The sequence below is a fragment of the Pedobacter africanus genome (genome assembly GCF_900176535.1).
Lineage (GTDB): Bacteria > Bacteroidota > Bacteroidia > Sphingobacteriales > Sphingobacteriaceae > Pedobacter > Pedobacter africanus.
Genome location: NZ_FWXT01000003.1, coordinates 288876 through 313602 on the forward strand (window position 1 = coordinate 288876; position 24727 = coordinate 313602).

Genomic DNA, 24727 nt, shown 5'->3' on the forward strand with positions numbered 1-24727 from the left:
GCCATTTTTTTGAATCAATAATCGGGAACTTACTAGAAATCAGTGTTTTATTTTAGTGCTTTGCTTCGCTTTAAAAAAGGAGCTCCTCAGCTAAATCCTAAAAAATATGTATAGTATTTGCTACAGAATTGAGGTTTTATTTGAAATTATAATTCGAATGATTCTCCTTTTTTCGGAATTGTAACGGCATAATTTTCTTCCTGAAGGCTACCGGAGAGTGCTTGCAGGCTTTTATGCTCTCCATGTACCAGGAATACCTGCTTTAATGTTGAAGGGTTTTGCTGCCTGACGATATCCATCAGGTCGTTATGGTCACCGTGCCCGCTTAGCAAGTCGGTCTGCTTTATTGTAGCATATACCATAAGGTCACGGTTTCGCAACCTGATAATCGGATCTCCACGCAAAAGCCGTTCGCCCAAAGTTCCTTTGGCGCAGTAACCTATGAACAAAATGGTGCAATAGTAATTTTGAAGGTTATAATATAAATGGTCCTGGATGCGCCCTCCTTCCAGCATGCCCGCAGAAGATATAATAATGCAGGGCTCGTGGTAGTTGGCTACAGCAATGCTTTCGCGTTTATCCTGAACATAAGACAGTTCTTTGAAACCGGAGTTGTTGTTTTTATCTGCGTAAAAATCCTGTGCCTCCCGATTCAGGAGCTGCGGGTATTTCTGATAGATTTCGGTGGCAGCACCGGCCAGCGGGCTATCGATAAATATTTTAACGGGCGGAAGCAGTCCCGTGCTGAAGATTTTGTTTAAGGTATAGGCCAGGGCCTGTGTCCGCCCAATGCTAAAAGCCGGGATAATGAGTCTGCCGGGGTACTTGATGCAGGATTCGCTGATGATGTCGATCAGCTTTTGGGTCAGGGTGGTATCTCTGCTGTGCAGCCTTCCCCCATATGTTGATTCTGAAACCAGGTAATCTACCGGTGGGAGGGGTTCTGGGTCGCTGAGCAGGGGATAACCTTTTCTGCCTATGTCACCTGTAAAGGCAATCTTTTTTGTTGATCCATTTTCTGTTACCGTTAAAACTATAGCCGCGGCGCCCAACAAGTGCCCTATAGGAATTAAGGTTAGCGTTACATTTTCATGGAGGCGAAATTCTTTATGGAAAGCAATGGTAACGAAACGGTCTGTCGTTTCCATGACCTGCTTTTGCTGGTAAAGAGGTTCCGGGCCGGTTCTGCTTCTTTTTGAACCTGAGCGTTTGTTTTGTTTGCTTAGAAAAACATTTACCGAATCGAGCAGCAGCAATTCGCTGAGTTCAGCGGTAGGGGCTGTGCAAAGAATCTGGCCGTTGAACCCCATGCTCACAAGCGTAGGCAGGTTTCCCGAATGATCAATATGGGCATGGGTTAATATTACTACATCTATTGTGGAAGGATCAAAAGGGAAATACAGGTTCTCATGCTGATAAGTGTCCTTTTCGTAGTCCAGGCCACAATCTATCAATATATTGTAATTGGTTAATTGCAAGAGGTGCATGCTGCCGGTTACCTGTTCTGCGGCCCCTAAAATTGTGAGTTTCATATTTCTGTTCTAATGATTTGTACGGGCATTAAGCCAGCTGATCCAGTTTGTAACCTGGTAAGTATAATTTAATAAAGGTAGATGGATGCTTGAAATTATTTTCCATTTTAACAGTTCATCTTTAAAAACCGGTGTAGTTAAATTTGCATTTTGAGTTGCAATGGTATAAAACTCCTGTTTGGCAGGATGGTGAGGACCGCAGGCATTGAATAGCTGCCCGTATGCCTGTCTGGCCATTAAATTCAGACTGAAACCAATACAGTCGTTAAGATGGATGAGGTTGACAGGCGCTTGTCCGTTGGGTATATCGGTTTTTCCGCTAAAGAACCTTCCCGGATCCCTGCCTGGGCCGACCAGTCCGGCAAAGCGGATAATTGTTATGGTAATGTCTGTTTGGTTTTGCAGTAATGTTTCTGCTTCCAGTATTGCTTTTCCTGAATCTGTTTCGGGGGACGGGCTGTTCAATTCGTTCAACTCAGTATTCGTGTCGCCGTATACAGCTGTAGAACTTATAAATACAGCATTTGTTATTTTGTAACGTTTTGCCGCCTGGAGGATGCGCTGGATTTTATGCGGATAATCTGATTGCAGGCCTGCGGCCTTTTTTGGGGGGATGCAGATAAACAATACATCTGTTTTAAAAAAGAGCGGATCGTAGTGTTCAGCATCCTTTTCAAAATTGACGTTGAAGGCTTGAATGCCTTGTGCCGACAGGTGCTTTAATTTTTCGGGACTTGTAACGGAGCCCTTTACCTGATAACCCTGTGCAATCAGCGCTTTAGCCAATTCCATTCCATACCATCCGCACCCAAGAATACTTACTGTCGTTGATCCTGTCACTTAACTTTTTGCATTGTGTGCACACCTTGATACATATTGGACGTGAAAGTAGCCAATTGGTGTTTAATATCATAATTTTTGAACTTATCCGGCGTTTTCATTGTTGAAACATCTATGAAAAAGAGAGAAAAAAAATGGAAAGCGAAAGGTATGAGCAGTTCCGCTTGCGATGAAAATTTGGGGCTGGATGCTGACGGGTCTTCTGCCGATGATACTTTGTATAACAATTTGAATAACGATAATGACCGGATTTCCGGAAATCCGGACGGTGAAGATGATAGTCATGATACTACAGAGCCTGCAGGGCACTCCCCAATAGCCGATAAGTGATTTTGGCATCATTTTTTCATGACTAAACATGTTAACTAAAAACAAATGAAGATGAAAAGGATAGTTTTGGTATGTATAGCAGGGGCAATGCTAGCTGCTTGTACAAATAACAATGCTCATGAGGAGGCATTAGTGAAACAAAAGGTGGTGGCTGCCATTAAAGATAGCTTAAAACTGGACAGTTTTAAAAAGGCAGAAGCCAAAATAAAAGAAAAGGAACAGGAAACGCAGCGACTGGCCAAAATAAAAGAGGAACGTCGCATGCTTTTGCTTTCAGAGCGGAATGAAGCTGCGCCTGCACGGTCTTATAACAGTGAAGCGGCAGTTCCTGCAAAGAAAAAAGGATGGAGTCAGGCTGCCAAAGGTGCAGTTATTGGCGCTGGTGCCGGTGCCCTTGGCGGTGTACTGCTGGATAAAAAGGATGGCAGGGGTGCGATTATAGGAGGGGTTGTTGGTGCCGGAACAGGGTACCTGATTGGTAGGGATCAGGACCGTAAATCTGGTAGGGTACAACCTAAGAACTAAAATGAAGGCCTGGAACTAGATCAGGATTTAAGTAAAAACAGCTATCGGACGATGAGTCCGATAGCTGTTTTTATTTCCTCCTGGGTTTGTACGAGCAAGTCATTCACTTCAGTTTCGTTGTAGCTGTTTAATGATCCTATTTTTTTAGAGATTACCGCAAGGGCGGTAAGTCCGGATACGATAGCTGTATCGTACATTTTTTGACCCAACTCCTGTATTCTTCCCAGGTCTTTATTTGACACATGTTCTTTAAAATCCCTGGAGAAATTCATCAGCTCAGTTCTTAATAAGGATAATACTTTGGTTAAAACGGAGGCATCATTGCCAACATATTCTTTAAGCAATTCTATGTTAAAATGGTATGCACTGTCTTCCGAGGCCGAAAGCGACAATTCACTATGTGGATCTTCTGCAGGATTTTTCAGCCATTTTTTTAGTGACAGTGCAATGGTGTGCGCTACCACTGGTTTGGATATAAAATCGTCCATTCCCGCCGCAAAACACTTTTCCTTCTCACCTTTAACATTTCCTGCGGTGAGTGCAATAATAGGTATATGTGGTTTATGCCTGATGGACCTGATCTTTTTGGTGGCCTCATAGCCATTCATCTCTGGCATTTGAATATCCATTAAGATGATGTCTATTTTTGTATCTTTATAACATTCTAATGCTTCCAGTCCTGTTTTCGCTTCAAAAATAGTTGCATTAGGCGCAATCCGTCTCACAATTGTTTTAGCAAGCAACATATTTACCGCGTTGTCTTCCGCAATTAGTACCTGTATAGGGTCATCCATCCGGTCTGCTTCCTGTACAGCTATATTTTGTTTTTCAGCTTTTTTAGAAATTACACTGAATAGGGAGCTGTACAGATCCTTAAGTTTGATGGGTTTAAGCAAACGATGGTGTACATGCAGCTTTTCGCAGGCCGCGATGATAGATTCATCCGACGAGCTATGAAGCAGTACAATTGCCTGTTCTTTTGGTGAGTCTTTTAAGATTTCCCTCATTCTCTTAATGGTTTCCAGTCCATCTAAATCTGGCATATGGTAGTCCATCAGTATCACGTCAAACCGTTCCCCTGCATTCAGAAGGCCAATAGCCTCCATGCCATTGGCAGCTTCCACGGAGGTGATTTGCTTAAGGGAAAGCATTTTGTTGATGATAAGCCGGTTATTGGTATTGTCGTCTACGATCAGTACTTTTCTAACGGTATCCAGGTTTTGGATTTCGATGGACTCTCCAGCTTCCGATTGAAGGGTAATCTCGAAATAGAAAATACTTCCTTTGCCCATCACACTTTCCACCTGAAGCTTGCTGTTCATCAGACCCAGCAGTTTGTTGGAAATGGTTAGGCCTAAGCCTGTACCGCCATATTTTTTGGTGGTTGAAGCGTCCTCCTGCGAAAATGCATCAAAAATTTTGAGCCTTTTATCCGGATTGATCCCAATTCCAGTATCCCTAACAGAAAAGCGGTATTTAATTTCTGGTAATTCGGGATTGCTTAAAGCTTCTACCTTAAGTTCTATTTCACCTTTTTCAGTAAACTTAACCGCATTGCCCAATAAATTAATGAGAATTTGTTTAAGCCGGAGCTCATCGGCCCATATATACTTTGGGAGGTCTGCTGAAATATTTAATAGTAATTCCAGTCCTTTACTTTGCACCTGATATTTAATGACATCTGCAGATTCTTCTGCCATTTCATACAGATTGAATTTAGACCAGTTCATTTCGAGTTTACCGGCTTCGATTTTTGAAAAGTCTAAAATATCATTGATGGTATTTAATAAGGCATTTCCTGATTGCGTTACAATGGAAAGGTACTGCTGTTGGGTTTCATTGAGCTGTGTTTTGATCAGTAGATCAGTAAAGCCTATAATTCCGTTTAACGGTGTTCTGATTTCGTGGCTCATGTTTGCCAGGAATTCAGACTTAGCTTTATTTGCAAGCTCTGCATCTTCTTTTGCGGAGATGAGGCTGGCTTCCATGTTCTTTATCTTGGTAATGTCCTGAACAGTTCCTCGTATTTTGTAGCATCTGCCTTCCATGAATTCGGGAATACCGATTGATCTTATCCAGATATCGTTGCCTTTGGCGGTGGAAAGCTCCAATTCAAGATCCCAGCCTTCCCCTTTAAGTACTGCTGTGTTAAGGGCATTAAACCGGTTATCCCTACTGGTACCTGGTTTGTAAAACAGAAGTTCATTTTCGGGGTTAGGATCAAAATCCGGTTCAATTTCAAATATCTCCCTCGTCACTTCAGACCAGGCCAGTTTTTGTTCTATCAAATCGAGTTCCCAGCTGCCAAGACGGGCAATGTTATTTGCCTGCTCCAGTTTTTTATTCTTGTTCTTTAGTTCTTTAACCAGATTGTGCCGTTCCGTGATATCAATCGAATTGCAAATGACATACGGTTTGGTAGCTAAGTTGTTTTCAAGGACGGAGTTAAATATCCATATCACATGATTACCCTTTTTGTGTTGGGTGGTCATTAAGCCCTGAGCGGTGCCGTTGAGCTTAATTTCATTCAGGTAATTGTTAACCAGGGGGTGATGGCTTTTTGGAATAATGTCAAACAGCCCCATGTTTTGCAGTTCCGTTTTGGTATAGCCCAGGTGTAGTGCACCTGCGTTATTGATGAACATAAGATTTCCCGAGAGGTCGTGCGTAAACATGAAGCCCTGGGCATTCTCAACAAATGACTTTAGTTTACTTTCGCTGCTCAGGATCTTTTGCTGAAGGTTTCTGTCCCGGGTAATGTCACGTGCAATTGCAAGTATTTTATGCGAACCTGTTTCGGTTGTTGCACTCCATTGTAATGTTCTGTATTCTCCTTTTTTTGTTTTAAAACGGTTGGTGAAGTTTACGGCATTTTTTCCGTCCGACAGTTTCTTAAGTTCGTCGTTGGTAAGCTGCAGGTCGTAAGGATGAATAAAATTATAAAAGGAATTGCCTAACAGATCCTCTTCAGCCCAACCCAGTGTAGTTGTGAAAGCAGGATTGACCCTTTTTAAAAGGCCGTCGGTATCTGCTTCACAAATCAGATCGTGCGATGATTTATAGAGTTTAAGAAAGTGATTGAGCTCTTTTTTGCTTTTTACTTCATTTACCAGAGAAACTATTTCAACAGAAAGGAGTTCGAGCAGTCTTTTCTGTTTTGTGGTAAGCTCTTTTTTAGGTTTCGTATCAAAAACAGATAAAGTACCAATGGTAGTGCCATTGGAATCGATTAGTGGAAACCCTGCATAGTACATCATTTTGATGTACTGATGATTGGCGTTTATTTTAAACCTGACATCACTGGAAGTATCCTGTATTTCCAGGAAACCTGAATTCTTTACGGTCTGGCGGTAGAAATCATTTTCAATAGAGATTTCTTCGGCAGTGAAAATCTTATTTGATCTGTACCACTGTTTATTTTGATCAATTAAAGTGATAAAGGCAATTGACGTGTCGCATATGGAAGAAGCAAGTTCTGTGATCCGTTCAAAATGGGCCTCGTATGCAGGGTCAAATACCTGAGCATTTTGTATTACCTTCAATCGTTCTTTCTCATTTTCGGGAAGAGGTGTGTATTTCATATGAAAAAGGCTGTTGATAAGCTGTTCTCAACAGCAGAGTAAAAATAGTGATTTATATATGATATAGATAAGTAAAATCTATAAAAAAGCATCTTAATGAGTTTGTTTGGTTATGGTTTGAAATTCAGGGTGCTAATATACTCATTATAAGTGTTTTGTTGGTTGATTTTTGTTGAAGTTTATTTTTTATAGGTGATATGACCGTCGTTCGGATGTTCTTTATACCTATAATTGCTCTTGTTTTAAGAAATCGCGTTAAAGAATAAGTGTTTACTTATTTATAATATTGATGAAAAAAATCCACATAGTGGGGATTTTTATGGGGAAAATTAAAGGGTTGCTAAAAAAGTAAAGAGACCTTATAGTTAGTGAAGATTTGGGGTTTTGGGCTCGTAAAGAGGTTCTGGCTATGTTTTTCAGTTTGAATAAGTGTAGAATCACTATTGTTGTGTTAATGGCCTGATTTTTTCAATGGGATTCGTGAAAAAGTAATAAAAAATGAAAATCTCAACCACCCTATTGATTCTTCTCATTTTGTCCTTTTGCAGCTGTAAGAAGGAGTCACTTACCAGTGATTTGTCGGATGTTGTGCTTAATAATAAGGGAATCCTGAGAGTAGAATGCAGCGATTGTCAAATCAGCTATTCTGTTCAAAATAAAGACTACAATGTAAACGTAAAAGATGGCAGTGAAGACATAGCCTTTTTTTATGCTTCAGATTTTAACTTAAAAACCCAGGTGAAGTCCCTCGAAGCTCAGGGTATCCGTTTAATGGTCATAGATTCCTACGGAAGGGTTGTTTCCAACGAGCTAAATTCCTGTGCCAAGGGAGAAGTTCGGGAAGGATCTTTCAGGATCAATGCCAGATAACCTCATAGGCAGTTTGCCCGAACTTGTTTTTTACCCAAATTAAAACATTTTGAAATCAATTACTGAGCATGTATTTAAGTACTTGCAAGAAGAAATTCTTGTGGATAAATGAGATTTTGTCCATGTATTTAAAAGAGTTGAATTATTTAATATTTTATTGTGAGAAATGTTATTTTTATGCCTAACTAAATAAAAACTTCATTGAAGCTATGAAAAGCTTAAATAAATGAAGTTAGTTGGAATAATTTGTTTACGTTTGAATTAATTATAATAAGCTAAAAAAACGCCCTAAAAAGTCATGGAGAGTAAGGACGGTAGTAAAAAGACAATACTCGTTGTAGATGATGAGCCAAGCATACTTAAGTTGTTGAATTTTATACTATCTGCTAAATATACTTTGGTGATTAAAACAAGTGGGATCGAGGCAATTGCATGGCTGGAAGAAGGAAATGATCCTGATTTGATTATATCTGATTTAATGATGCCCTATTTTGACGGAAGTACACTGATAAAAAATCTAAAAATCAGCGGATTTTATAGAAATACACCAGTAATACTGTTATCTGGGGCAGATGATTTGGAAGATAAGGTGAAAGAAATGCCATTTAAAATTGACCGCTTTATGGAAAAGCCTTTTAATCCAACGATTTTAAAATCTCATATAACAGAACTACTCTCATGATGATAACTACAACCATGAACAGGCCTGAGATCAATGCAAAAATTGTGTATTTTGGCAAACTTCTTAAAAGCGTAGTTTTTGAAGATTTTGATTCAAATTTCAACGTAGAGCATCTTGAAAATGCCGATGATTTTAAAAAATACCTGGACAACAGGTCGCTGCTGAGCTTACCGGATATCATACTAATTGAAGTGGATGACAACAAGGACTGCTTTGATCAGGTAAGCTATATAAAAAATAACCCCCTGCTTCATGGGTTGGTTATTGTGCTGCTCGGAATAAAAGAAAATAAGGAATGGAGAAGCAAAGCATTAAAGCTGCAGGTAAATGATTACTATACTTATCCTTTTCCGGTAGAAGATTTTTATGAGAGGCTTAATTTTTTGATCAAATTCAAACTCATCAAACCGAAACTTCTGGAACTTTCCAAACAAATGGATGTGGAATACCAGATTCCTTTAACAAAAAGGGTATTTGATGTGCTAACTTCCGGATTTGCATTGTTGTTTTTGACACCGATTTTCATTCTGGTGGCCATACTTATTAAACTGGAATCAAAAGGCGCTGTTATTTATAAAAGTAAAAGGGTAGGTGCAGGATATAAGATATTTGACTTTTACAAATTCCGGTCAATGCGGAGTGATGCAGATCAAATGATTGCTTCAATAGCAGATTTGAACCAGTATTCTAACGAATCCAACAAAAAGAACGGTAAAGCTGCGTTTGTTAAGTTCAAGAACGACCCAAGGATTACTAAACTTGGTTCCTTTTTAAGACGAACCAGTATTGACGAACTGCCTCAGTTGATTAATGTATTTGTTGGAGATATGTCGTTGGTAGGGAACAGGCCCTTACCTTTATATGAAGCAGAACAATTAACCACAAATGAATGGTCCACCAGATTCCTCGGGCCGGCTGGTTTAACCGGTTTATGGCAGATCAGTAAAAGGGGAAAAAAAGACATGTCTGAAACAGAAAGAAAAGAATTGGACAATTATTATGCAGCCAATTATTCTATCTTTTTAGATCTCAAAATCATACTTAAAACCATACCGGCACTCATACAGAAGGAGCAGGTTTAATTTGTTCTAATAATCAATTGAAAAATTAATATACTCAATAAACTAATAAAAAATATATGAAAAAGTCATTACAAATTATTTGCATATTTTTAATGTTCCTGAGCGTAAACGCTGTTGCCCAGGAGTCTGTAATTCCAGAAATCAAATATGCTGATCTGGAAAAGTACATTGCCCTGGCAAAGGAAAATTACCCTAGAAAGAAGATTTTTGAAGAAAGACAAGTTGGTATCAAAACAGGAATTCCAATTTCATATGTATCTTTCTTTGATATGTTTAATGCTTCCTACTTTTATCGTCCTGATGATAAGTCGGTGATTGATCCTATTAACCCTTATAACTTTAACGGATTTCAATTGGGTGTCAATGTAAATTTAGGCAATGTGCTTCAGAAACCGTTTATGGTTAAAAAAGCAAAGTCAGATTTTAAAGTTGCACAGCTGGAGACACAGGAGTATATCATGCAGCTGGAAACTGAAGTGAAAAAAAGGTATTATGATTACATTTTGCAACTGAACCAACTTAAACTTGCTACACAGAGTGCTTTAGACAATAAAACAGTTACAGATGGGCTGCGCAATAAATTTGAAAAAGGTGAGATTACCCTGGATGCATATAGCACTGCAAAAATTAATCAAACTGCTTCAAGTACAGCGAGGATCCAGACCGAAATTAATTACCTAAAGGCAAAAGATTCATTGGAAGAAATTATTGGGAAAAAACTGACTGACGTTAAATAATTAGATTAACCTGTTATCATACATGGATATTAAATCATTCCTGAAATTATTGTTTAAATATAAATGGGCACTTATAATGGTGCCCGTTGTTGCTGTTGCGATTACGTATTATTTTGTTCAGAACCTTCCAAAAGAATACAGTTCGGAAGTTCAAATCTCTACCGGTTTGCTGGATCCTTCCAAACAAGTTCTTGCTGACCAAAATATTGATTATTTCAAGGTAAATCAGCAATTCAATAACATCATGGAAAAATTGAAGATGAAGCGCATCATCAATATTCTTTCCTATAATCTTATTTTGCACGATCTGACTTTACCTCAAAAGGCTTTCAGAAAGAATATTCCACTGATTGATTCACTAACAGCGACTGAAAAACAAGAAGTAATCAGACTATTTCAGGAAAAGTTATTGAGCAAAAATATCCTCACCCTGGCAGACAATAAGGGAAAGTACAAATTACTTGATATCGTTGCTTCGATAGGTTACAGTGAATATGCTTTGGGCAAAGGGATAGAAGTTAGCCATGCGGATAACAGTGATTACATCAATATACAATTTGTTTCAGAAAATCCCGATTTGTCAGCTTATGTAGTAAATACACTGGCCTCCGAATTTATAGCGAATTACAGTTCAGACGTAAGTACAAATCAGAACAATTCTATTGTTCTGCTGGATTCATTGCTGAAGACCAAGCAGCATATAATGAATCAGAAGAATACAGCTTTATCTGATTTTAAACGTCAGAAAGGCGTATTGAACCTGGATGAGCAATCGGCCATTGTTTATGGGCAGATATCTGAATATGAGGCACAACGTACACAAGCCCTCAAGGAAATTCAATCCAATCAGGGAGCGATCAGTGTTATTGAAGCGAAATTAAGAGGAAGCGACCCTTTACTGGCAGGAAGCAGCCGGGCTGATAACAGGGAAATCATCAATTTGAAACGGCAGCTTGAAGTGGCAAATTCTAATTTGATTGATGGAAATTTTAAAGCTTCAGACCAAAGAAAGGTCGATTCATTAACCAGATTGCTGACCATAAAGGGGAACCAGAATGCGGATGAGAATGTGACAGATCCGCGTGCATCGAAACAATCGTTGATTCAGCAGAAGTTAACATTGGAAGTCGCTATGCAGCAAGCAAAAAGCAGCATTAGTTCATTAGACAGACAGCTGGGAATACTAAGGGCAAGGTACAGTGGTATGGTGCCTTATGATGCTGATATACAGAACTACCAGCGGGATGCTGAACTTGCAACTAAAGATTATATGGCAGCACTGGATCGGTTTAACAATACCAAAACCGAGCAGAATATGAAACTTAAGCTGCAGATCGAGGAATTGGGCATGCCCGGTTTGCCATTGCCGTCAAAAAAAATACTGTATCTGGGCGGTGCTGGGGCTGGGAGCTTTTTACTTACGTTCGGGGTGGTATTTTTGCTTTTCTTTTTAGACAGGTCTATAAATACTTCCAGTCAGTTGGCTGCTGCAACTAAAATGCCGGTACTAGGCAATTTGAATTTTCTGTCGGGCCCTGATAGGGGTATTCGCAGTATATGGAACCACGAGGAAAACCAAAAGGAATTTGGTATTTATAAAAACCTGCTCAGGTCCTTGCGTTTCGAAATCAGCAATCAGCTGGTGGCTGATGAAAGTAACATTCTTGGGGTTACCAGTTTGAATGATACTGAAGGTAAAACAACCATTGCCTACAACCTGGCCTATGCCTTTGCAATGGTTGGTAAAAAAGTGCTGCTATTGGGTGAGGAGCCTAGAAATGCAGGTGATCCGAATGCCAGAAGCCTTGTCACAGGTCAAAACTTTGAAGCTTTCCTGGTTAAGAAAGAAATTGTTGCAGAAGATCTGATTACAGTTTTAAATAAAAGCGTAGCTAATGCTTCTTTACTGGAAATGCAAAACGAGCGCAGCCTTAAAGCAGGTTTTGATGTACTAAAAAGCCAGTTTGACATGATTATTATAGATATCAATAGTTTGCGTGATACCAACATCGCAAAGGAATGGCTTTCTTTCACTGAAAAGAATATTGCAGTTTTTGAAGCAGGAAAATCTATTAGTGACAGTGATAAAGAATTCCTTACATTATTGAAGAAAAGCAATGGGTTTTTAGGATGGGTTTTAAACAAAATTAAGTTAACTGATATTAAGACTAACCAGTCTGCAGGTTAATTTCACCTATGGCTGCGAAAAGGATACTCTATTTATTACTGATCTATTGTTTTACCTCATGGTTAATTACCAGAGAGTTAAGCCTGGTTTTTCCTGCCGGAACCTTAATAGAAGGTTTTCTGATCCTAACGTTTATAGCGGCTATATTTTCGGTAACCAAAACCGGTTGGGCCCAGGTAAATACAGACATGTTTTACCTGCTGTTATTCTGGTTCTTTATCAGTGTTGCCGAAGTAGCTAACCCCGAAGGGGCAAGTATAATGGGATGGTTAAAAGAAATAAGGTCTGCAGCCTTGTATCCTTTAATGATTACGTCACTCACACTGATTGTATTTGACCGCGAAAAGGACCTCAATACCTTTATTTTTATTGTACTTTTCTTTTCTACAATGGCCGCGCTTGACGGCTTAAAGCAAAAGTATATTGGATTATCGCAAGGTGATTTTAATTTCCTGGCCTATGGCGGGGCGCAGACACATATTATTTTTGGCAGGCTAAGGATATTCTCATTTTATTCAGAAGCTGCGCAATTTGGCGCGTCACAGGCCCATATTGGGCTGATGGCATTGGTGCTTGCATTGGGGCCAATCCAAAAGAAGTACAAAATCCTTTTATTAGTTATTTCTGCGTTGATGCTTTATGGGATGTTACTTTCAGGTACCAGGGGTGCATTGTTTGCTTTGGTACCAGGTGCGTTTTTCGCAATTATACTCACCAAGAAATTTAAGGTATTGATTTTGGGTGGTGCAGTTGCTATTGGTTTTTTGTGCTTTTTGAAATTCACTTATATTGGAAATGGCAATTACGAAATTTACAGGCTCAGATCGGCTTTGAACCCTGAAGACCCTTCATTAAATGTCCGGTTTAACAGCCAACGGATCTTAAAAGAATACATGAGTTCACGGCCATTTGGTGGTGGGTTGGGTATTATAGGCGCTAACGGAATGGAATATAATTCCGATAAGTTCCTTTCGAAAGTTCAACCCGATAGCTATTGGGTTAAGATATGGGCCATGTACGGAATAGTGGGGTTTATCATCTGGTTTGGTATTATGTTATATATACTGGGGAAATGTTGCGGCATCACCTGGAAAATTGAAGACCCCGGGCTTAAGATTAAATCAATTGCGCTTACTTCCGGATTTGGGGGGATTCTATTTTGCAGTTATGGAAATGAAGTGATCAATACCATGCCTTCGGCAATAATTGTTTTTATGTCCTGCGCATTTGTTTATAAAATGCCGAAATTTGATCGGGAAATAAAAGAACGGAAAACTTTAACTGAATAGCTATTATGCCATATGAAATTTTTGCATTACCGGCTTTAATCTGTTTTATCATCGGTTTTGTTCGGGGGCTAAAGCATCTGTACGAACCGGAAGATGAAATCGTAAACTGAAAATCCAATGTCACTTACAGCTAAAATAAAATCCAATCCAAGGCTTAAGAAATTTTTTCTCAAGTTACTGATCCCAGCTAATGATCATAGGCCACGGCTTTGGGTAAGGCTGTTTGTTAACCCCTTTATTCATAAAAAGGGAAAGCATTCCATTGTCAGAAACAGTACCAGAATGGATGTTTTTCCTTTCAATAAGTTTAGCCTAGGGCATAGATCTATTATTGAATCGTTTGCCACCATTAACAATGGCGTGGGGGATGTACATATAGGGAACGATACCATTATCGGGATTGGCAATGTGGTTATTGGGCCGGTGAATGTGGGTAATGATGTGATGTTTGCACAAAATATTGTTGTTTCTGGCCTTAATCATGGATTTGAAGATATTACTGTTCCCCCATCCAAACAAAAAGTAAACTGTAAACAGATAGTGATTTCTGATAACGTATGGATTGGGGCTAATTGTGTTGTTACTGCTGGTGTAACCATTGGCAAGCACAGCGTAATAGGGGCAGGAAGCGTAGTTACCAAAGATGTTCCGCCGTTTTCGGTAGCAGTGGGTAATCCGGCAAAAGTTATCAAACAATACAATAGTAATTCGGGGCTGTGGGAACGGGTTTAGGTAATAAAAAAACAGACAATGAGTACAACACCAACTTATTTTGAGGACGTTTCCTTAATGGTCACCCATTACAACAGGAGCCAGTCGTTAGAACGTTTGCTTTCAGAAATGAAACGTGTCAATTGCCAGTTTAAAGAGATTGTAGTTTCAGATGACGGCAGCAAACAGGAACATCTGGATTATATCGCTCAGCTTAAAAATAATTATGATTTTAAACTGGTAACTACACCAAAAAATAAAGGCTTGGGAAATAACCTGAATAAAGGGCAGGACGCAGTTGAAACCCCATACACACTTTACATTCAGGAAGATTTTATCTTGCTCAATAATTTTGCTTCAAACCTGGCCAATGGGTTGGCCTTGCTTAAGGAACATCCTGATTTTGATATGGTAAGGTTTTATGCCTACAACAAATATCCTTATCTGAAAAAATGCAGGGACGGTTTTTCGGAGATGCTTTTTAAATGGTGGTATCCGGGCCTGGATAAATTTGCTTATTACAGTGATCATCCCCACCTCAGGCGTACTACTTTTCCAGAAAAGTTTGGGCGTTACCGCGAAGGTGTATCCGGAGACAAGACTGAGTTTGCAATGATGATGTCGTTTTTGAAAAATAAAGGCAAGGCTTTTTTTTATGATGCCCATAAATCTGCACTTGAGCAGGTCAATTCAGCCGAAGAACCAAGTACCATGCACAGAAACAGGTGGAGAAACAGTGATAACTTCTTCATACGTAATTTGCGCACAATATACCGGTACTTTAATTGCTATTCAGGATTGTTTTTTAGAAAATTTTAAATGCTTTTTATGCCGGACAAGATTAAGGGAAGAGATATTATTGTTGTTGGACAGCAGCCCTGGGATACGGAAATTGGAAGTAATTGCAAAAATATTGCCCTGGAATTTAGTAAAGACAACAGGGTTCTGTATATCAACTCGCCGCTGGACAGGATTACTTTATACAGAAGTAAAAATGACCCTAAAACTCAGAAGCGCCTGGAAATTATCAAAGGAAAGCAAGAAGGCCTCATCCAAATTGAACAACAGCTCTGGAATTATTATCCAGATTGTATGGTTGAATCTATAAACTGGATTGGAAGTACCCGCATATTTGATTTTTTTAACAGGTTAAACAATGTTAAACTGGCAAAATCTATTGCAAAAGCCATATCAGAATTGAATTTTAAGGATTTTATCCTGTTTAATGACAATGAGATATTTAAAGGTTTTTACCTGAATGATTTTCTAAAACCGGCAGTCAGCATTTATTATTCCCGTGATTATATGGTTGCTGTTGATTACTGGAAGAAGCATGGTGAAAAACTGGAGCCCCAACTGATTGCAAAAAATGATATTTGTGTAGCCAATTCAACATTTCTGGCCCAATACTGTCAAAAATACAACCCCAATTCTTATTATGTAGGTCAGGGCTGCGAACTTGATATTTTCTTTCCAGAGAAAGCCAAGGATCTCCCTGCTGATCTGTCGGGCTTAAAAAGACCTTTAATAGGTTATGTTGGTGCGCTGCAAAGCATACGGCTGGATATTGAACTGATTGAATATATTGCATTTGCACGTCCCGAATGGACTATTGTACTGGTAGGGCCAGAAAACGAAGTTTTCAAAAACAGCGGTTTGCACCAATTGGGCAATGTTATCTTTACCGGCGCCAAAGCCGTTGCCGAATTACCAGATTATATCAATGCCTTTGACGTTTGTATCAATCCGCAACTGGTAAATGAAGTAACGATAGGGAATTACCCGCGGAAGATTGACGAATACCTGGCCATTGGCAAGCCTGTGGTTGCTACAAATACCAAAGCAATGGAAACATTTAAAGATTTCGTTTATCTTGCAGCATCTAAAGATGATTATGTAACCCTGATAGAAAAAGCCCTTAAAGATGACAGTGAGCAGGAGCAGCACAAAAGAAGGGAATTTGCACTGGGGCACACCTGGGAAAATAGTGTTTCCGCAATTTATCAGGCAGTAATCGGTACAGGTAAATGAGTTAATAAATAATACTTTATGACGAGATTGTTCCTTATTCTTTTCTTTACTGTACAGGTTCTGGTTGCCGCTAGTTTGATGTTTCCGTTTTTGCTTTACCTCTTTAATTTTTTCAGAAAAAAATTCAGGGCAGGTATTGCGGCAAGCTCCGATCCGGATTATGCAGTTATTGTAACAGCCTATCAGCAAACCGGGTTGATCCCGGCGGTAGTGGATTCTATATTGAAATCAAACTACCAAAATTATATGGTGTATGTGGTAGCCGATGCCTGTGACATTAGCGGGCTCAACTTTTCTGACGAACGGGTTGTAGTACTCCGGCCAGAAGAGACCCTTTCAAGTAACACCAGGTCACACTTTTATGCCATCAGGAATTTTAAAAGAGCACATGAGTATTTGACAATTATTGATAGCGATAACCTTGTTGAGCCAGATTATTTTAATGAATTGAACAAATATTTCCTGAACGGTTTTATAGCTGTTCAGGGCGTAAGAAAGGCCAAAAACCTGAATACCAGTTATGCGTGTCTGGATGAAGCGGGTGATATGTATTACAGGTTTATTGATCGTAAACTGTTGTTTGAAAGCGGTTCGTCAGCATCACTTGCAGGTTCGGGAATGGCATTTACTACCGCCTTTTACAGGGAATGCCTGGAATTGTTGAACATTGAAGGCGCTGGTTTTGATAAGGTGCTGCAAATGGAAATTCTAAATCGTGGCATGAGGATTGCCTTTGCGGAAACCGCTGTGGTTTATGATGAAAAAACCTCCAAATCAGACCAATTGGTAAATCAGCGGGCAAGATGGATCAACACCTGGTTTAAATACGCAGGGAAAGGTATTGTGTTGGCTATAAGGGGTTTAGCAAATCTAAACTGGAACCAGTTTTTATGCGGTCTGGTATTCTCCAGGCCACCCTTGTTTATCGTTGCAGCATTAACAATGCTCAGTATAATCATTGATTTTTTTATATTTCCGGAGTTTCTTTTGCTTTGGCTGGCTGCAGTATTGTGTTTCCTGTTTATTTTCTTTAAGGCATTAAGCTATTTCAAAGCGCCGCGTGTTATTTACACAGCACTGAGCCGGATCCCTGTGTTTATGTTCCTGCAGGTGATTTCCCTGTTTAAAGCAAAACGGGCAAATCAGATATCCACTGCCACCGTTCATTACTATGAAAGTAACATCAACGATCTGGAAAAAAAGGACACACCATGAGCACAAATAAAAAGATCAGGATTTTACACGCCATCAGGCAGGGGAAAGTAGGAGGTGGCGAAACCCATGTACTGGATTTGGTAAATGCACTCGATAAAGATCATTTTGAATCGGTTATATTGTCTTTTACAGAAGGTCCAATGGTAGATAAGCTGCGTGCCGATGGTTTTAAAACCTATGTTGTGCATACTGAAAAGCCCTTTGATTTTAAGGTATGGACCGCCGTAAAGGGAATTGTGGCAAATGAAGGAATAAACCTTATTCATGCCCATGGCACCCGTGCAAATTCAAACACATTTTATGCTGCCAGATCACTAAAAATTCCATTGATCTATACCGTTCATGGCTGGTCTTTTCATCCAGACCAAAGTAAACTGGTGAAAATGATCAGGACGCAAAGTGAACGTTTGCTGGTTTCCCTGGCTAATAAAACCATTTGTGTGTCAAAAAGCAATCTGGAAGAGGGCAAAAGAAAATTCAATATGCCGCGTGCCACTGTAATTGTCAACGGCATTAACCAGGTAAAGTTTAACCCGGATAAGGCATATAGGGATGTTAGGGCTGAACTCGGAGTTGATAAAGATCTAATCCTGGTCGGATATGTGGCAAGAATTACCGCTCAAAAGGCACCTTTAACTTTTTTAAAGGCTATCGCTGAGTTGCCTGAGAACCTGCCGGTCAAATTCCTGATCGTAGGAGATGGGGACCTTAAGCCACAAATGCTGGCCCTTGCCAGCGAATTGAAATTGAATTCGAGGATTATCTTTCAGGATTTCAGGAGTGATATTCCTGATGTATTGGCAGCAGTAGATATTTTTTGCCTGCCATCCTTATGGGAAGGATTGCCTATTGCCTTACTTGAAGCGATGGCGATGAAAAAAGCCATTGTTGCGTCAGAAATTGACGGGATTAATGACCTCATTGTACACATGAAAAATGGCCTGCTGGTACCGGTTTTAAAACCAGGCCTGTTAAAAGATGCCCTTGAAACTTTGGTGAGCGATGCCGGTTTAAGAGAAAGACTGGGAAAGGAAGCTGGGGCAACTGTAAATGAAAAGTACAACGTTCAGCTGATGACGGAAAACATAGCGTCGGTTTACAGGCAGGTACTTCAGGAATTTGCCACTAAAACAAAAGCATAGCCTTTAAGTACTTCTCTTCATATGTTTAAAACTCAGGTTTTTAACCAGGCGATCAAATGTTGCTTTAAAAAAACCACCGTCAAGCTGTATACGCCGGTCGGTAGTCCACACTATACTTCTGTTATGTGTTACCCAATGTAGTTTGCCATACCCTTTAGTTCGCAGCTTAATGGCCAGCCATCCATCCTCGTTGGTTTGGGGAGGATGGTTAAAACCATCTACATCCACACATTGTTGCCGCCGGCAGGCAGAATTAAATCCATATACATTTAAAGCCTCTTCCTTGAACAACTGGCAGATTTTTCTGTTGAAATCTGACAGGTACTCGTAAAAGAAGTAAACAGATCTGGGGGTGCCTGCAGTTGGAACAAAAGAAAACTTGCCATAGGTTAAACAAATACCTTCATTTTTTAGTAAAGGGCTAACCATGTCATCAATCCAGTTGGGCGGATAGATGGTATCTGCATCCGCATTAACAAGATAGGTGCCTCTGGCGTGGGCAAGGCCGCCATTCCTGGCATTGGTAATGCCCTGCTTGGTTTCTTTTATACAGGTTACATTGCAGGCCAGGGCCAGGCTTTCTGTTTCATCAACAGAATTGTTGTTTACCACAATTACTTCAATTCCATGTTTCGAATTAGTGAGTGATAGTGAATACAATGTTTTAAGAATATTTTCTTCCTCATTATAGGCGGGGATCACAATCGAAATTAGCGGGGTATCACTGTTGATCTTACTGAAATTTTTGGCAATTTCCGGTATTTTGTCCAGCAGTTCGGCTTTTCCCTTATTAATGGCTGATATTCCTCCAGGAATGGAAAATGGTCTCATGAAACGAATCTAGAAAAATTTTTCCATTAATTTATACTTACTGATAACCCAGGGCTGAAATTTCAATTCCAGCAAATAAGCTACTCCAAAAATGAGTATAGATTTAATAACCAGTACGCCATAAATATGATCAATAACGGGTATTTCCAGCTGAATGATTGGGAAATGTACTACATACAGTGCGTATGAAATTGGTGCAAGCCGGGCAAATGCGCCAAGCAGAAAGTCGAAGCCATACAATTTAAACTGCCACCATATTTTTCCGATCAGGATAAATAAAAATGCTTCGACAAAGTGATACAGGTAATTGGTGAGTGGGTATTGACTGTTAATTTGAGCTATGCTCTTGTGGTCCAGCAATAAGGCCTTGGCTACAGGCAGGCCAATTAAGGCCGACAGGAAAAACAAACTGCCCAAAACAGGTAACAGATCTTTCCAGCTAAAGGTTCCGCTTTCCAGGTAAATTTCTGCACAGTAGTAGCCGGCCCACCACAATAGGAAAAAGTTCAGTACCAGGAAAAAATGATCCGGCAAAACCAGGAACAGTAGCCAGGCTACCACAGCTATTGCTGTTAAAGTATAAATACCCCTAAGCTTCCTATTGCCCCCCATTTTTCTGAACAAATGGAACAAAGGGAAAAAAAGCATATAAAACCACCATTCGTAGGCAAGCGACCAAAGCGGGTAATTGTTAAGAAAAGTAGGGAGCTTAAAGCCAGGCTCATCTTCCATTCTTTGAAACTGGAGCAGGTTACCCACAAGGTTTTTGACGTCAGTGAAAGAAAACTGGTAACCGTTTGCCCAGAACACGACTGTAGATAGCAGGAAAGTCATGAGCAGGATAGGATAGATCCTTAAAAACCTTTTTTTAAAATACCGGTAAAAACTGTCCTTGCCGTTCTTTTGCATCGAGAGGCAGATTACAAAACCAGAAAGCAAAAAGAATATCAGTACAGCTTCTCTACCAAATCTGAAAAGCAATTTTAAGAATTCTGGTGTGCTGCTGTACAGTGGGGTAAATAGGATCAAATGATGTATGACTACATAAAAGGCTACAAAACCGCGTATTGCTTCTAATTTAACTACTTTCATTGATCTCGACAGCATTATGCTGATGTTTCAAAAATAAAATATATTTCGGGATAATATCCATAATTTTATCGCATCTTCACGTTTGTTTTAAAACGTGTATACAAACAATATATGAGGTTGATCAATAAGCTGCTCTCTGCTGCCAGAAACATACATTTCCAGTCTCTTGTTGGCAATGGGATCATGTCTGTTTTTGGAATGCTTACCGTAGCCATCCTATATCGTGCCCTGTCGCTTACCGATATCGGTATCTATGTTTTTTTTATGACTGTTCTGGGCCTTATAGATACCATCAGGTCTGGCTTTCTTACCAATGCTTTCATCAAGTTTTACTCCGGTACCGAGCCAAAACGGGCAAACGAAGTAGCAGGCTCTGCCTGGGGCCTTGCCATTGCCATTACCGTGGTTTGTATTGTGCTAAATGTAATCACTTTTTTTGCATCCAGGTACATTACCAACGAAAGCATCATTCTTTTTCTTAAATATTTCTCCCTGATTTCTATTGCTACTTTACCTTCTTTTATGGCTAATCTTGCAGTACAGGGCGATAAAAGGTTCGACAGACTTTTATGGATGCGGCTCATTAACCAGGTTTTATTTACCGGCAGCGTAATCGTTTTAACCATTTTAAAGAAATCAACACTGATCACGGTAATCTGGGCCTATATAGGTTCCAATTTTATAGCGAGTATTGTTATTTTGTTTCTGGGCTGGACCAAGCTGGGTACACTTCGCTACTTCAGTATGGATAGTTTTAAAGAGATTTTTCATTTTGGTAAGTACAGCATGGCAACCAGTGTCAGTTCAAACCTGTTTAATGTTACCAATACCTTCTTTATCAACTTTTTTATTGGCCCGGCAGGATTGGCAGTGTATAACCTTGGGGGGCGCCTGATCCAGATTGTGGAAATTCCTCTACTTAGTTTTGCTGCCTCTGGTATGCCAAGTTTATCTGGCTATTACAACCAGAATAAAAAAGAGGAGATGATGTATGTGATGAAAAAAATGGTGGGCATGCTTACTATAGTGATTGCCGGTATTGCGGTTTTGTCCATCATTTTTGCAAACCCAGTTATTTTATTGCTGGGAGGCGAAAAATACCTGCATACAGAGGCCCCAAACCTGTTCCGGATTTTTATGACCATGGCTATTTTGTACCCGGCTGATAGGTTTTTTGGACTGACTATAGACGTTATCCATATGCCAAAAATAAATTTTTATAAAATTATAGTGATGCTGGTCATTAACCTTGTGGCCAACTATGTAGGGGTATCCATCTTTCATTCCATTTATGGTATCGCTTTTGCTGGCATATTCCCCATGTTGTTTGCCATTATTTTTACGTATATTCCGCTTAACAACTACTCCAAATTTAATTTCTGGAGTGTGTACGTGGTTGGATATAAAGAGGTAATTTTGTTTATCAGGCAGCTTTACAGCAACCTTACAGGAAAAGAAAAGGCCGCAAACTATTAATGTTTAGTTACGTTATTTTAAATTAAAACCATCATTAAATAAAGCTTTAAAATGAAAAAAGAGCACATCTCAATTGTTGTAGCAAGTGACAATCATTATTCCATTCTAATTGCTGCACTTTTAAAATCCATAGATGTAAACCATCATACGGACGAGCATATAGATTTTCATATTATTGATGATGGTATTTCAAGCAAAACCAAGGAGAAGATCCAAACCATTGCAGATCCTTCCAGGATTACCATTAAATGGTTTAACAGCAAAAAAATTATACCAGATAGCATTGTAATACCTGTAGATAATTCTGCTTTTCCACTTACTGTGTATTTGCGGGTATTTTCGCCCTATGTGGTTGACAAGGATGTAGAAAAGCTAATTTATCTCGATGTAGATACCATTGTTCAGGACGATATCTCTAAATTGTGGAATACACCTTTAGGCGATTATATTGCCGGGGCCGTACAGGATGTTGGCAAAACAATGGATTGCGAATGGGGTGGGGTACCCAATTATAAAGAATTGGGCTTTACTGCAGATACCAAATATTTTAATTCGGGTGTTTTAATGATCAATGCTAAACGGTGGAGAGAAGAAAATTATTCTGCACAGGTAATTTCGGCTTTAAGCAAGTACAAGGAGCATGTAAGACTGGCAGATCAATATGGTTTAAACGTTGTTTTGGCCAATAAATGGCTCGAGCTGGATCCGAAGTGGAACTGGTTCGCTTTTAAAGAAAATGAAGATCCGTCCATTGTCCATTTCCTGGATATTAAACCTATATTTACTTCTTATAATTCTAAAGAAGTATACAGGGAAGAGTTTTTCAGGTATTTATCAATGACGCCATGGAAAAACTTTAAGCCAATTAGCGGTAACAAAAGAAACATCCGCAAGATTTATAACAAAATAAAGAAGGCTTTTTTAAAGCTTTAACTTTCATCCCATAAAAAAGGGCTATTTCAGAAATGAAATAGCCCTTTTTTATGGGATGAACAATATTTTTGAGTTATTTCTGTATTGCAAGCGAGTTTATGTTCGATATGCCCGCCTCCTGAGCACTATTGTAATAGGTGTTGTTGGTCACAGTAGAGGCTGTATTGGCTTGTGTGTTTGTAAATTTACTTGCCGGGCTAGGGGCCGGGAAATTAAAGCCTATGTTGTTGTATACCTCACACGAACCGCCAGCCAGGCTGTAAATGTCGAGAATAACACCAACCCAGTCTTTGCTCAAATTCAGGTCGCCGCAAATGTTGTCGTACACTTTAACATTTGCATAGGTGGTTTTTCCGGCCGAAATCTCGTTGGCAAAAGATTGCACCTCAAATGCAGAGTACTTTCTTGAGTTCACCACCGTATTGTTATAAATTAATATATTTTTAGGTGTGGTGCCCAAACTTCTGGACCACGCCCTGATGGCATTTCCCTGGTGGTTTCTGATGAGGTTATGGTGGAAAGAACCGCTTCCTTTTATGGTAAAGATACCGTTGTGGTTGTTGTTGGTGCTGTTGATGTCGGTTACTGTATTGTGGTGGATATTGTAATCGTCGGCATTGCCTACAAAAATAATGTTGCCGCAATTAGAGTTCTTGAAATTCAGGTAGCCTATTTCCAGGTTTTTTACCAGGCGGGTAAGTACCCCGTTTTCAGATCCGCCGTCTATTTGCAAAAACGTAGAGGTGTTATCGCAGTCTATATTCAAAAATTTCAGGTTATTGGTATAGGTGTTAGGATCTGATGGTGAATACACTACATCTGAATACACAAAGTATACCACATAGTCGCCTATATTCTTGAAAGCAAAGTTTTCGATGGTCAGGTCGTTTATTTTTCCGGATAAGATGATCGAGCGGTGTTGGTCATTATCCCTTGATACAAAACCTTTTGCAATGTTAGCATCTCCTGTTCCTGAAATGGTAAGGTTGCTTACATTTGAAAGATTCCAGTGGTCTGAATTTCCGGTTACCTCTACAAGCCCTTTGTTCTGAACTTTAATAGGGCATCCGGTATTGATGTTTTTTATGGTAATGCTTTTATAAGAACCACCTTGTATCAAAATAACATCATTACATTGCAGGCTAAAAGTTGAACCATCAATTACCAGATTTCCAGATCCTGTACCAAAAGGAATGTACCTTACGTTTGTAACAGGGGGTACGGGTGTGGTGGTGGTAGTATCTTTTCCTGGTTTACCTGGGGTTTCAGGTGTAACAACCTGTGGCTGCTCTGTAATTATCGGGTTCTTTTTGCACGCTGAAAAGGAAACAAGAGCGATTAATGCTGGCAGTGCCAATAGTTTTAAACCTGTCGTCATATTTATTTTCTCTTTTAGAAAAATTTTTACTTTGTATTGGCTAAACTCCCTATTTGTAAACCAAGTACGAATTGTAATTCGGGTCAATGATAGGAAAAAAAAATGAAATACAAGAGTAATTTTGAGAAATTATGTAATAAAATGATTACAAAGTGTGGAAAAGTGTGGATTTTAATGCCCATTGGTGTGCGTTGGAACGATTTTTTTCTGAAAAACGCTGATGGTAAAATCAATGTTTTAACTTATAAATTCTGTAGAATTT

21 protein-coding genes are annotated in these 24727 nt (G+C 39.4%); 15 read left to right on the plus strand and 6 right to left on the minus strand.

The window, feature by feature from the left end:
* Positions 1 to 146 precede the first annotated feature (146 nt).
* Together B9A91_RS18415 and B9A91_RS18420 are read right to left on the minus strand one after the other, a co-directional pair.
* Positions 147 to 1532, minus strand: a complete 1386-nt coding sequence (locus tag B9A91_RS18415) for an MBL fold metallo-hydrolase (protein WP_084240494.1) — start codon at positions 1530 to 1532, stop codon at positions 147 to 149.
* Between the two features lie 9 nt (positions 1533 to 1541).
* Positions 1542 to 2372 (minus strand): NAD(P)H-binding protein, encoded by an 831-nt coding sequence (locus B9A91_RS18420; protein WP_235012601.1) that lies wholly within the window; start codon positions 2370 to 2372, stop codon positions 1542 to 1544.
* A 114-nt stretch (positions 2373 to 2486) separates the two neighbouring features.
* Here B9A91_RS18420 and B9A91_RS18425 point away from each other — a divergent pair, with 114 nt between their 5' ends.
* Positions 2487 to 2702, plus strand: a complete 216-nt coding sequence (locus B9A91_RS18425) for a hypothetical protein (protein ID WP_084240496.1) — start codon at positions 2487 to 2489, stop codon at positions 2700 to 2702.
* Between the two features lie 51 nt (positions 2703 to 2753).
* A complete protein-coding gene (locus B9A91_RS18430) occupies positions 2754 to 3227 on the plus strand; it encodes a YMGG-like glycine zipper-containing protein (protein WP_084240497.1) in 474 nt (157 codons plus the stop codon).
* Positions 3228 to 3268: 41 nt separating this feature from the next.
* Here the strand turns inward: B9A91_RS18430 and B9A91_RS18435 are convergent, their stop codons facing one another.
* A complete protein-coding gene (locus B9A91_RS18435) occupies positions 3269 to 6808 on the minus strand; it encodes a PAS domain-containing hybrid sensor histidine kinase/response regulator (protein ID WP_084240498.1) in 3540 nt (1179 codons plus the stop codon).
* A gap of 498 nt (positions 6809 to 7306) precedes the next feature.
* On the opposite strand from B9A91_RS18435, the gene B9A91_RS18440 reads away from it, so the two are divergent.
* The 11 genes from B9A91_RS18440 to B9A91_RS18490 all read left to right on the plus strand — a co-directional run bounded on the left by B9A91_RS18440 (position 7307) and on the right by B9A91_RS18490 (position 18755).
* Positions 7307 to 7678, plus strand: coding sequence for a hypothetical protein (locus tag B9A91_RS18440; RefSeq protein ID WP_084240499.1), 372 nt, complete (start codon positions 7307 to 7309; stop codon positions 7676 to 7678).
* Positions 7679 to 7976: 298 nt separating this feature from the next.
* A complete protein-coding gene (locus tag B9A91_RS18445; RefSeq protein ID WP_084240500.1) occupies positions 7977 to 8360 on the plus strand; it encodes a response regulator in 384 nt (127 codons plus the stop codon).
* The gene (locus B9A91_RS18450; protein ID WP_084240501.1) at positions 8357 to 9442 is read left to right on the plus strand and encodes a sugar transferase; all 1086 of its coding nucleotides are present in this window, start codon (positions 8357 to 8359) and stop codon (positions 9440 to 9442) included. The genes B9A91_RS18445 and B9A91_RS18450 overlap by 4 nt, the downstream gene beginning before the upstream one ends.
* Positions 9443 to 9498: 56 nt before the next feature.
* On the plus strand, positions 9499 to 10179 hold the full coding sequence (locus B9A91_RS18455) for a TolC family protein (protein ID WP_084240502.1): 681 nt from the start codon (positions 9499 to 9501) through the stop codon (positions 10177 to 10179).
* 22 nt (positions 10180 to 10201) lie between these two features.
* On the plus strand, positions 10202 to 12367 hold the full coding sequence (locus tag B9A91_RS18460) for an exopolysaccharide transport family protein (RefSeq protein ID WP_084240503.1): 2166 nt from the start codon (positions 10202 to 10204) through the stop codon (positions 12365 to 12367).
* Between the two features lie 8 nt (positions 12368 to 12375).
* A complete protein-coding gene (locus B9A91_RS18465) occupies positions 12376 to 13656 on the plus strand; it encodes an O-antigen ligase family protein (RefSeq protein ID WP_084240504.1) in 1281 nt (426 codons plus the stop codon).
* Between the two features lie 117 nt (positions 13657 to 13773).
* The gene (locus tag B9A91_RS18470; RefSeq protein WP_084240505.1) at positions 13774 to 14388 is read left to right on the plus strand and encodes an acyltransferase; all 615 of its coding nucleotides are present in this window, start codon (positions 13774 to 13776) and stop codon (positions 14386 to 14388) included.
* 18 nt (positions 14389 to 14406) lie between these two features.
* Positions 14407 to 15186, plus strand: a complete 780-nt coding sequence (locus tag B9A91_RS18475) for a glycosyltransferase family 2 protein (RefSeq protein WP_084240506.1) — start codon at positions 14407 to 14409, stop codon at positions 15184 to 15186.
* A 9-nt stretch (positions 15187 to 15195) separates the two neighbouring features.
* Entirely contained in the window at positions 15196 to 16398 is a 1203-nt protein-coding gene (locus B9A91_RS18480) for a glycosyltransferase (RefSeq protein ID WP_084240770.1), read from the plus strand.
* Positions 16399 to 16416: 18 nt separating this feature from the next.
* Positions 16417 to 17613, plus strand: a complete 1197-nt coding sequence (locus B9A91_RS18485; RefSeq protein ID WP_084240507.1) for a glycosyltransferase — start codon at positions 16417 to 16419, stop codon at positions 17611 to 17613.
* Complete coding sequence (locus tag B9A91_RS18490; protein WP_084240508.1) at positions 17610 to 18755, plus strand: glycosyltransferase family 4 protein; 1146 nt, start codon at positions 17610 to 17612, stop codon at positions 18753 to 18755. The genes B9A91_RS18485 and B9A91_RS18490 overlap by 4 nt, the downstream gene beginning before the upstream one ends.
* A gap of 3 nt (positions 18756 to 18758) precedes the next feature.
* Here B9A91_RS18490 and B9A91_RS18495 read toward each other — a convergent pair whose 3' ends face one another.
* Complete coding sequence (locus B9A91_RS18495) at positions 18759 to 19586, minus strand: glycosyltransferase family 2 protein (protein WP_084240509.1); 828 nt, start codon at positions 19584 to 19586, stop codon at positions 18759 to 18761.
* 9 nt (positions 19587 to 19595) lie between these two features.
* Positions 19596 to 20678: an acyltransferase family protein gene (locus tag B9A91_RS18500; protein WP_159451738.1), complete on the minus strand. Its 1083-nt coding sequence runs from the start codon at positions 20676 to 20678 to the stop codon at positions 19596 to 19598.
* A 111-nt stretch (positions 20679 to 20789) separates the two neighbouring features.
* Here B9A91_RS18500 and B9A91_RS18505 point away from each other — a divergent pair, with 111 nt between their 5' ends.
* On the plus strand, positions 20790 to 22154 hold the full coding sequence (locus B9A91_RS18505; RefSeq protein WP_084240511.1) for an oligosaccharide flippase family protein: 1365 nt from the start codon (positions 20790 to 20792) through the stop codon (positions 22152 to 22154).
* Positions 22155 to 22205: 51 nt separating this feature from the next.
* A complete protein-coding gene (locus B9A91_RS18510) occupies positions 22206 to 23087 on the plus strand; it encodes a glycosyltransferase family 8 protein (RefSeq protein ID WP_084240512.1) in 882 nt (293 codons plus the stop codon).
* 73 nt (positions 23088 to 23160) lie between these two features.
* Here B9A91_RS18510 and B9A91_RS18515 read toward each other — a convergent pair whose 3' ends face one another.
* Entirely contained in the window at positions 23161 to 24465 is a 1305-nt protein-coding gene (locus B9A91_RS18515; RefSeq protein ID WP_084240513.1) for a pectate lyase family protein, read from the minus strand.
* Between the last annotated feature and the right edge of the window lie 262 nt (positions 24466 to 24727).

Coding starts and splice junctions, on each gene's coding strand:
- B9A91_RS18455 (WP_084240502.1), top strand. CDS start 9,499: ATGAAAAAGTCATTACAAATTATTTGCATATTTTTAATGTTCCTGAGC.
- B9A91_RS18450 (WP_084240501.1), top strand. CDS start 8,357: ATGATGATAACTACAACCATGAACAGGCCTGAGATCAATGCAAAAATT.
- B9A91_RS18425 (WP_084240496.1), top strand. CDS start 2,487: ATGAAAAAGAGAGAAAAAAAATGGAAAGCGAAAGGTATGAGCAGTTCC.
- B9A91_RS18475 (WP_084240506.1), top strand. CDS start 14,407: ATGAGTACAACACCAACTTATTTTGAGGACGTTTCCTTAATGGTCACC.
- B9A91_RS18435 (WP_084240498.1), bottom strand. CDS start 6,808: ATGAAATACACACCTCTTCCCGAAAATGAGAAAGAACGATTGAAGGTA.
- B9A91_RS18415 (WP_084240494.1), bottom strand. CDS start 1,532: ATGAAACTCACAATTTTAGGGGCCGCAGAACAGGTAACCGGCAGCATG.
- B9A91_RS18500 (WP_159451738.1), bottom strand. CDS start 20,678: ATGAAAGTAGTTAAATTAGAAGCAATACGCGGTTTTGTAGCCTTTTAT.
- B9A91_RS18465 (WP_084240504.1), top strand. CDS start 12,376: ATGGCTGCGAAAAGGATACTCTATTTATTACTGATCTATTGTTTTACC.
- B9A91_RS18515 (WP_084240513.1), bottom strand. CDS start 24,465: ATGACGACAGGTTTAAAACTATTGGCACTGCCAGCATTAATCGCTCTT.
- B9A91_RS18490 (WP_084240508.1), top strand. CDS start 17,610: ATGAGCACAAATAAAAAGATCAGGATTTTACACGCCATCAGGCAGGGG.
- B9A91_RS18510 (WP_084240512.1), top strand. CDS start 22,206: ATGAAAAAAGAGCACATCTCAATTGTTGTAGCAAGTGACAATCATTAT.
- B9A91_RS18445 (WP_084240500.1), top strand. CDS start 7,977: ATGGAGAGTAAGGACGGTAGTAAAAAGACAATACTCGTTGTAGATGAT.
- B9A91_RS18430 (WP_084240497.1), top strand. CDS start 2,754: ATGAAAAGGATAGTTTTGGTATGTATAGCAGGGGCAATGCTAGCTGCT.
- B9A91_RS18460 (WP_084240503.1), top strand. CDS start 10,202: ATGGATATTAAATCATTCCTGAAATTATTGTTTAAATATAAATGGGCA.
- B9A91_RS18480 (WP_084240770.1), top strand. CDS start 15,196: ATGCCGGACAAGATTAAGGGAAGAGATATTATTGTTGTTGGACAGCAG.
- B9A91_RS18495 (WP_084240509.1), bottom strand. CDS start 19,586: ATGAGACCATTTTCCATTCCTGGAGGAATATCAGCCATTAATAAGGGA.
- B9A91_RS18470 (WP_084240505.1), top strand. CDS start 13,774: ATGTCACTTACAGCTAAAATAAAATCCAATCCAAGGCTTAAGAAATTT.
- B9A91_RS18440 (WP_084240499.1), top strand. CDS start 7,307: ATGAAAATCTCAACCACCCTATTGATTCTTCTCATTTTGTCCTTTTGC.
- B9A91_RS18485 (WP_084240507.1), top strand. CDS start 16,417: ATGACGAGATTGTTCCTTATTCTTTTCTTTACTGTACAGGTTCTGGTT.
- B9A91_RS18505 (WP_084240511.1), top strand. CDS start 20,790: ATGAGGTTGATCAATAAGCTGCTCTCTGCTGCCAGAAACATACATTTC.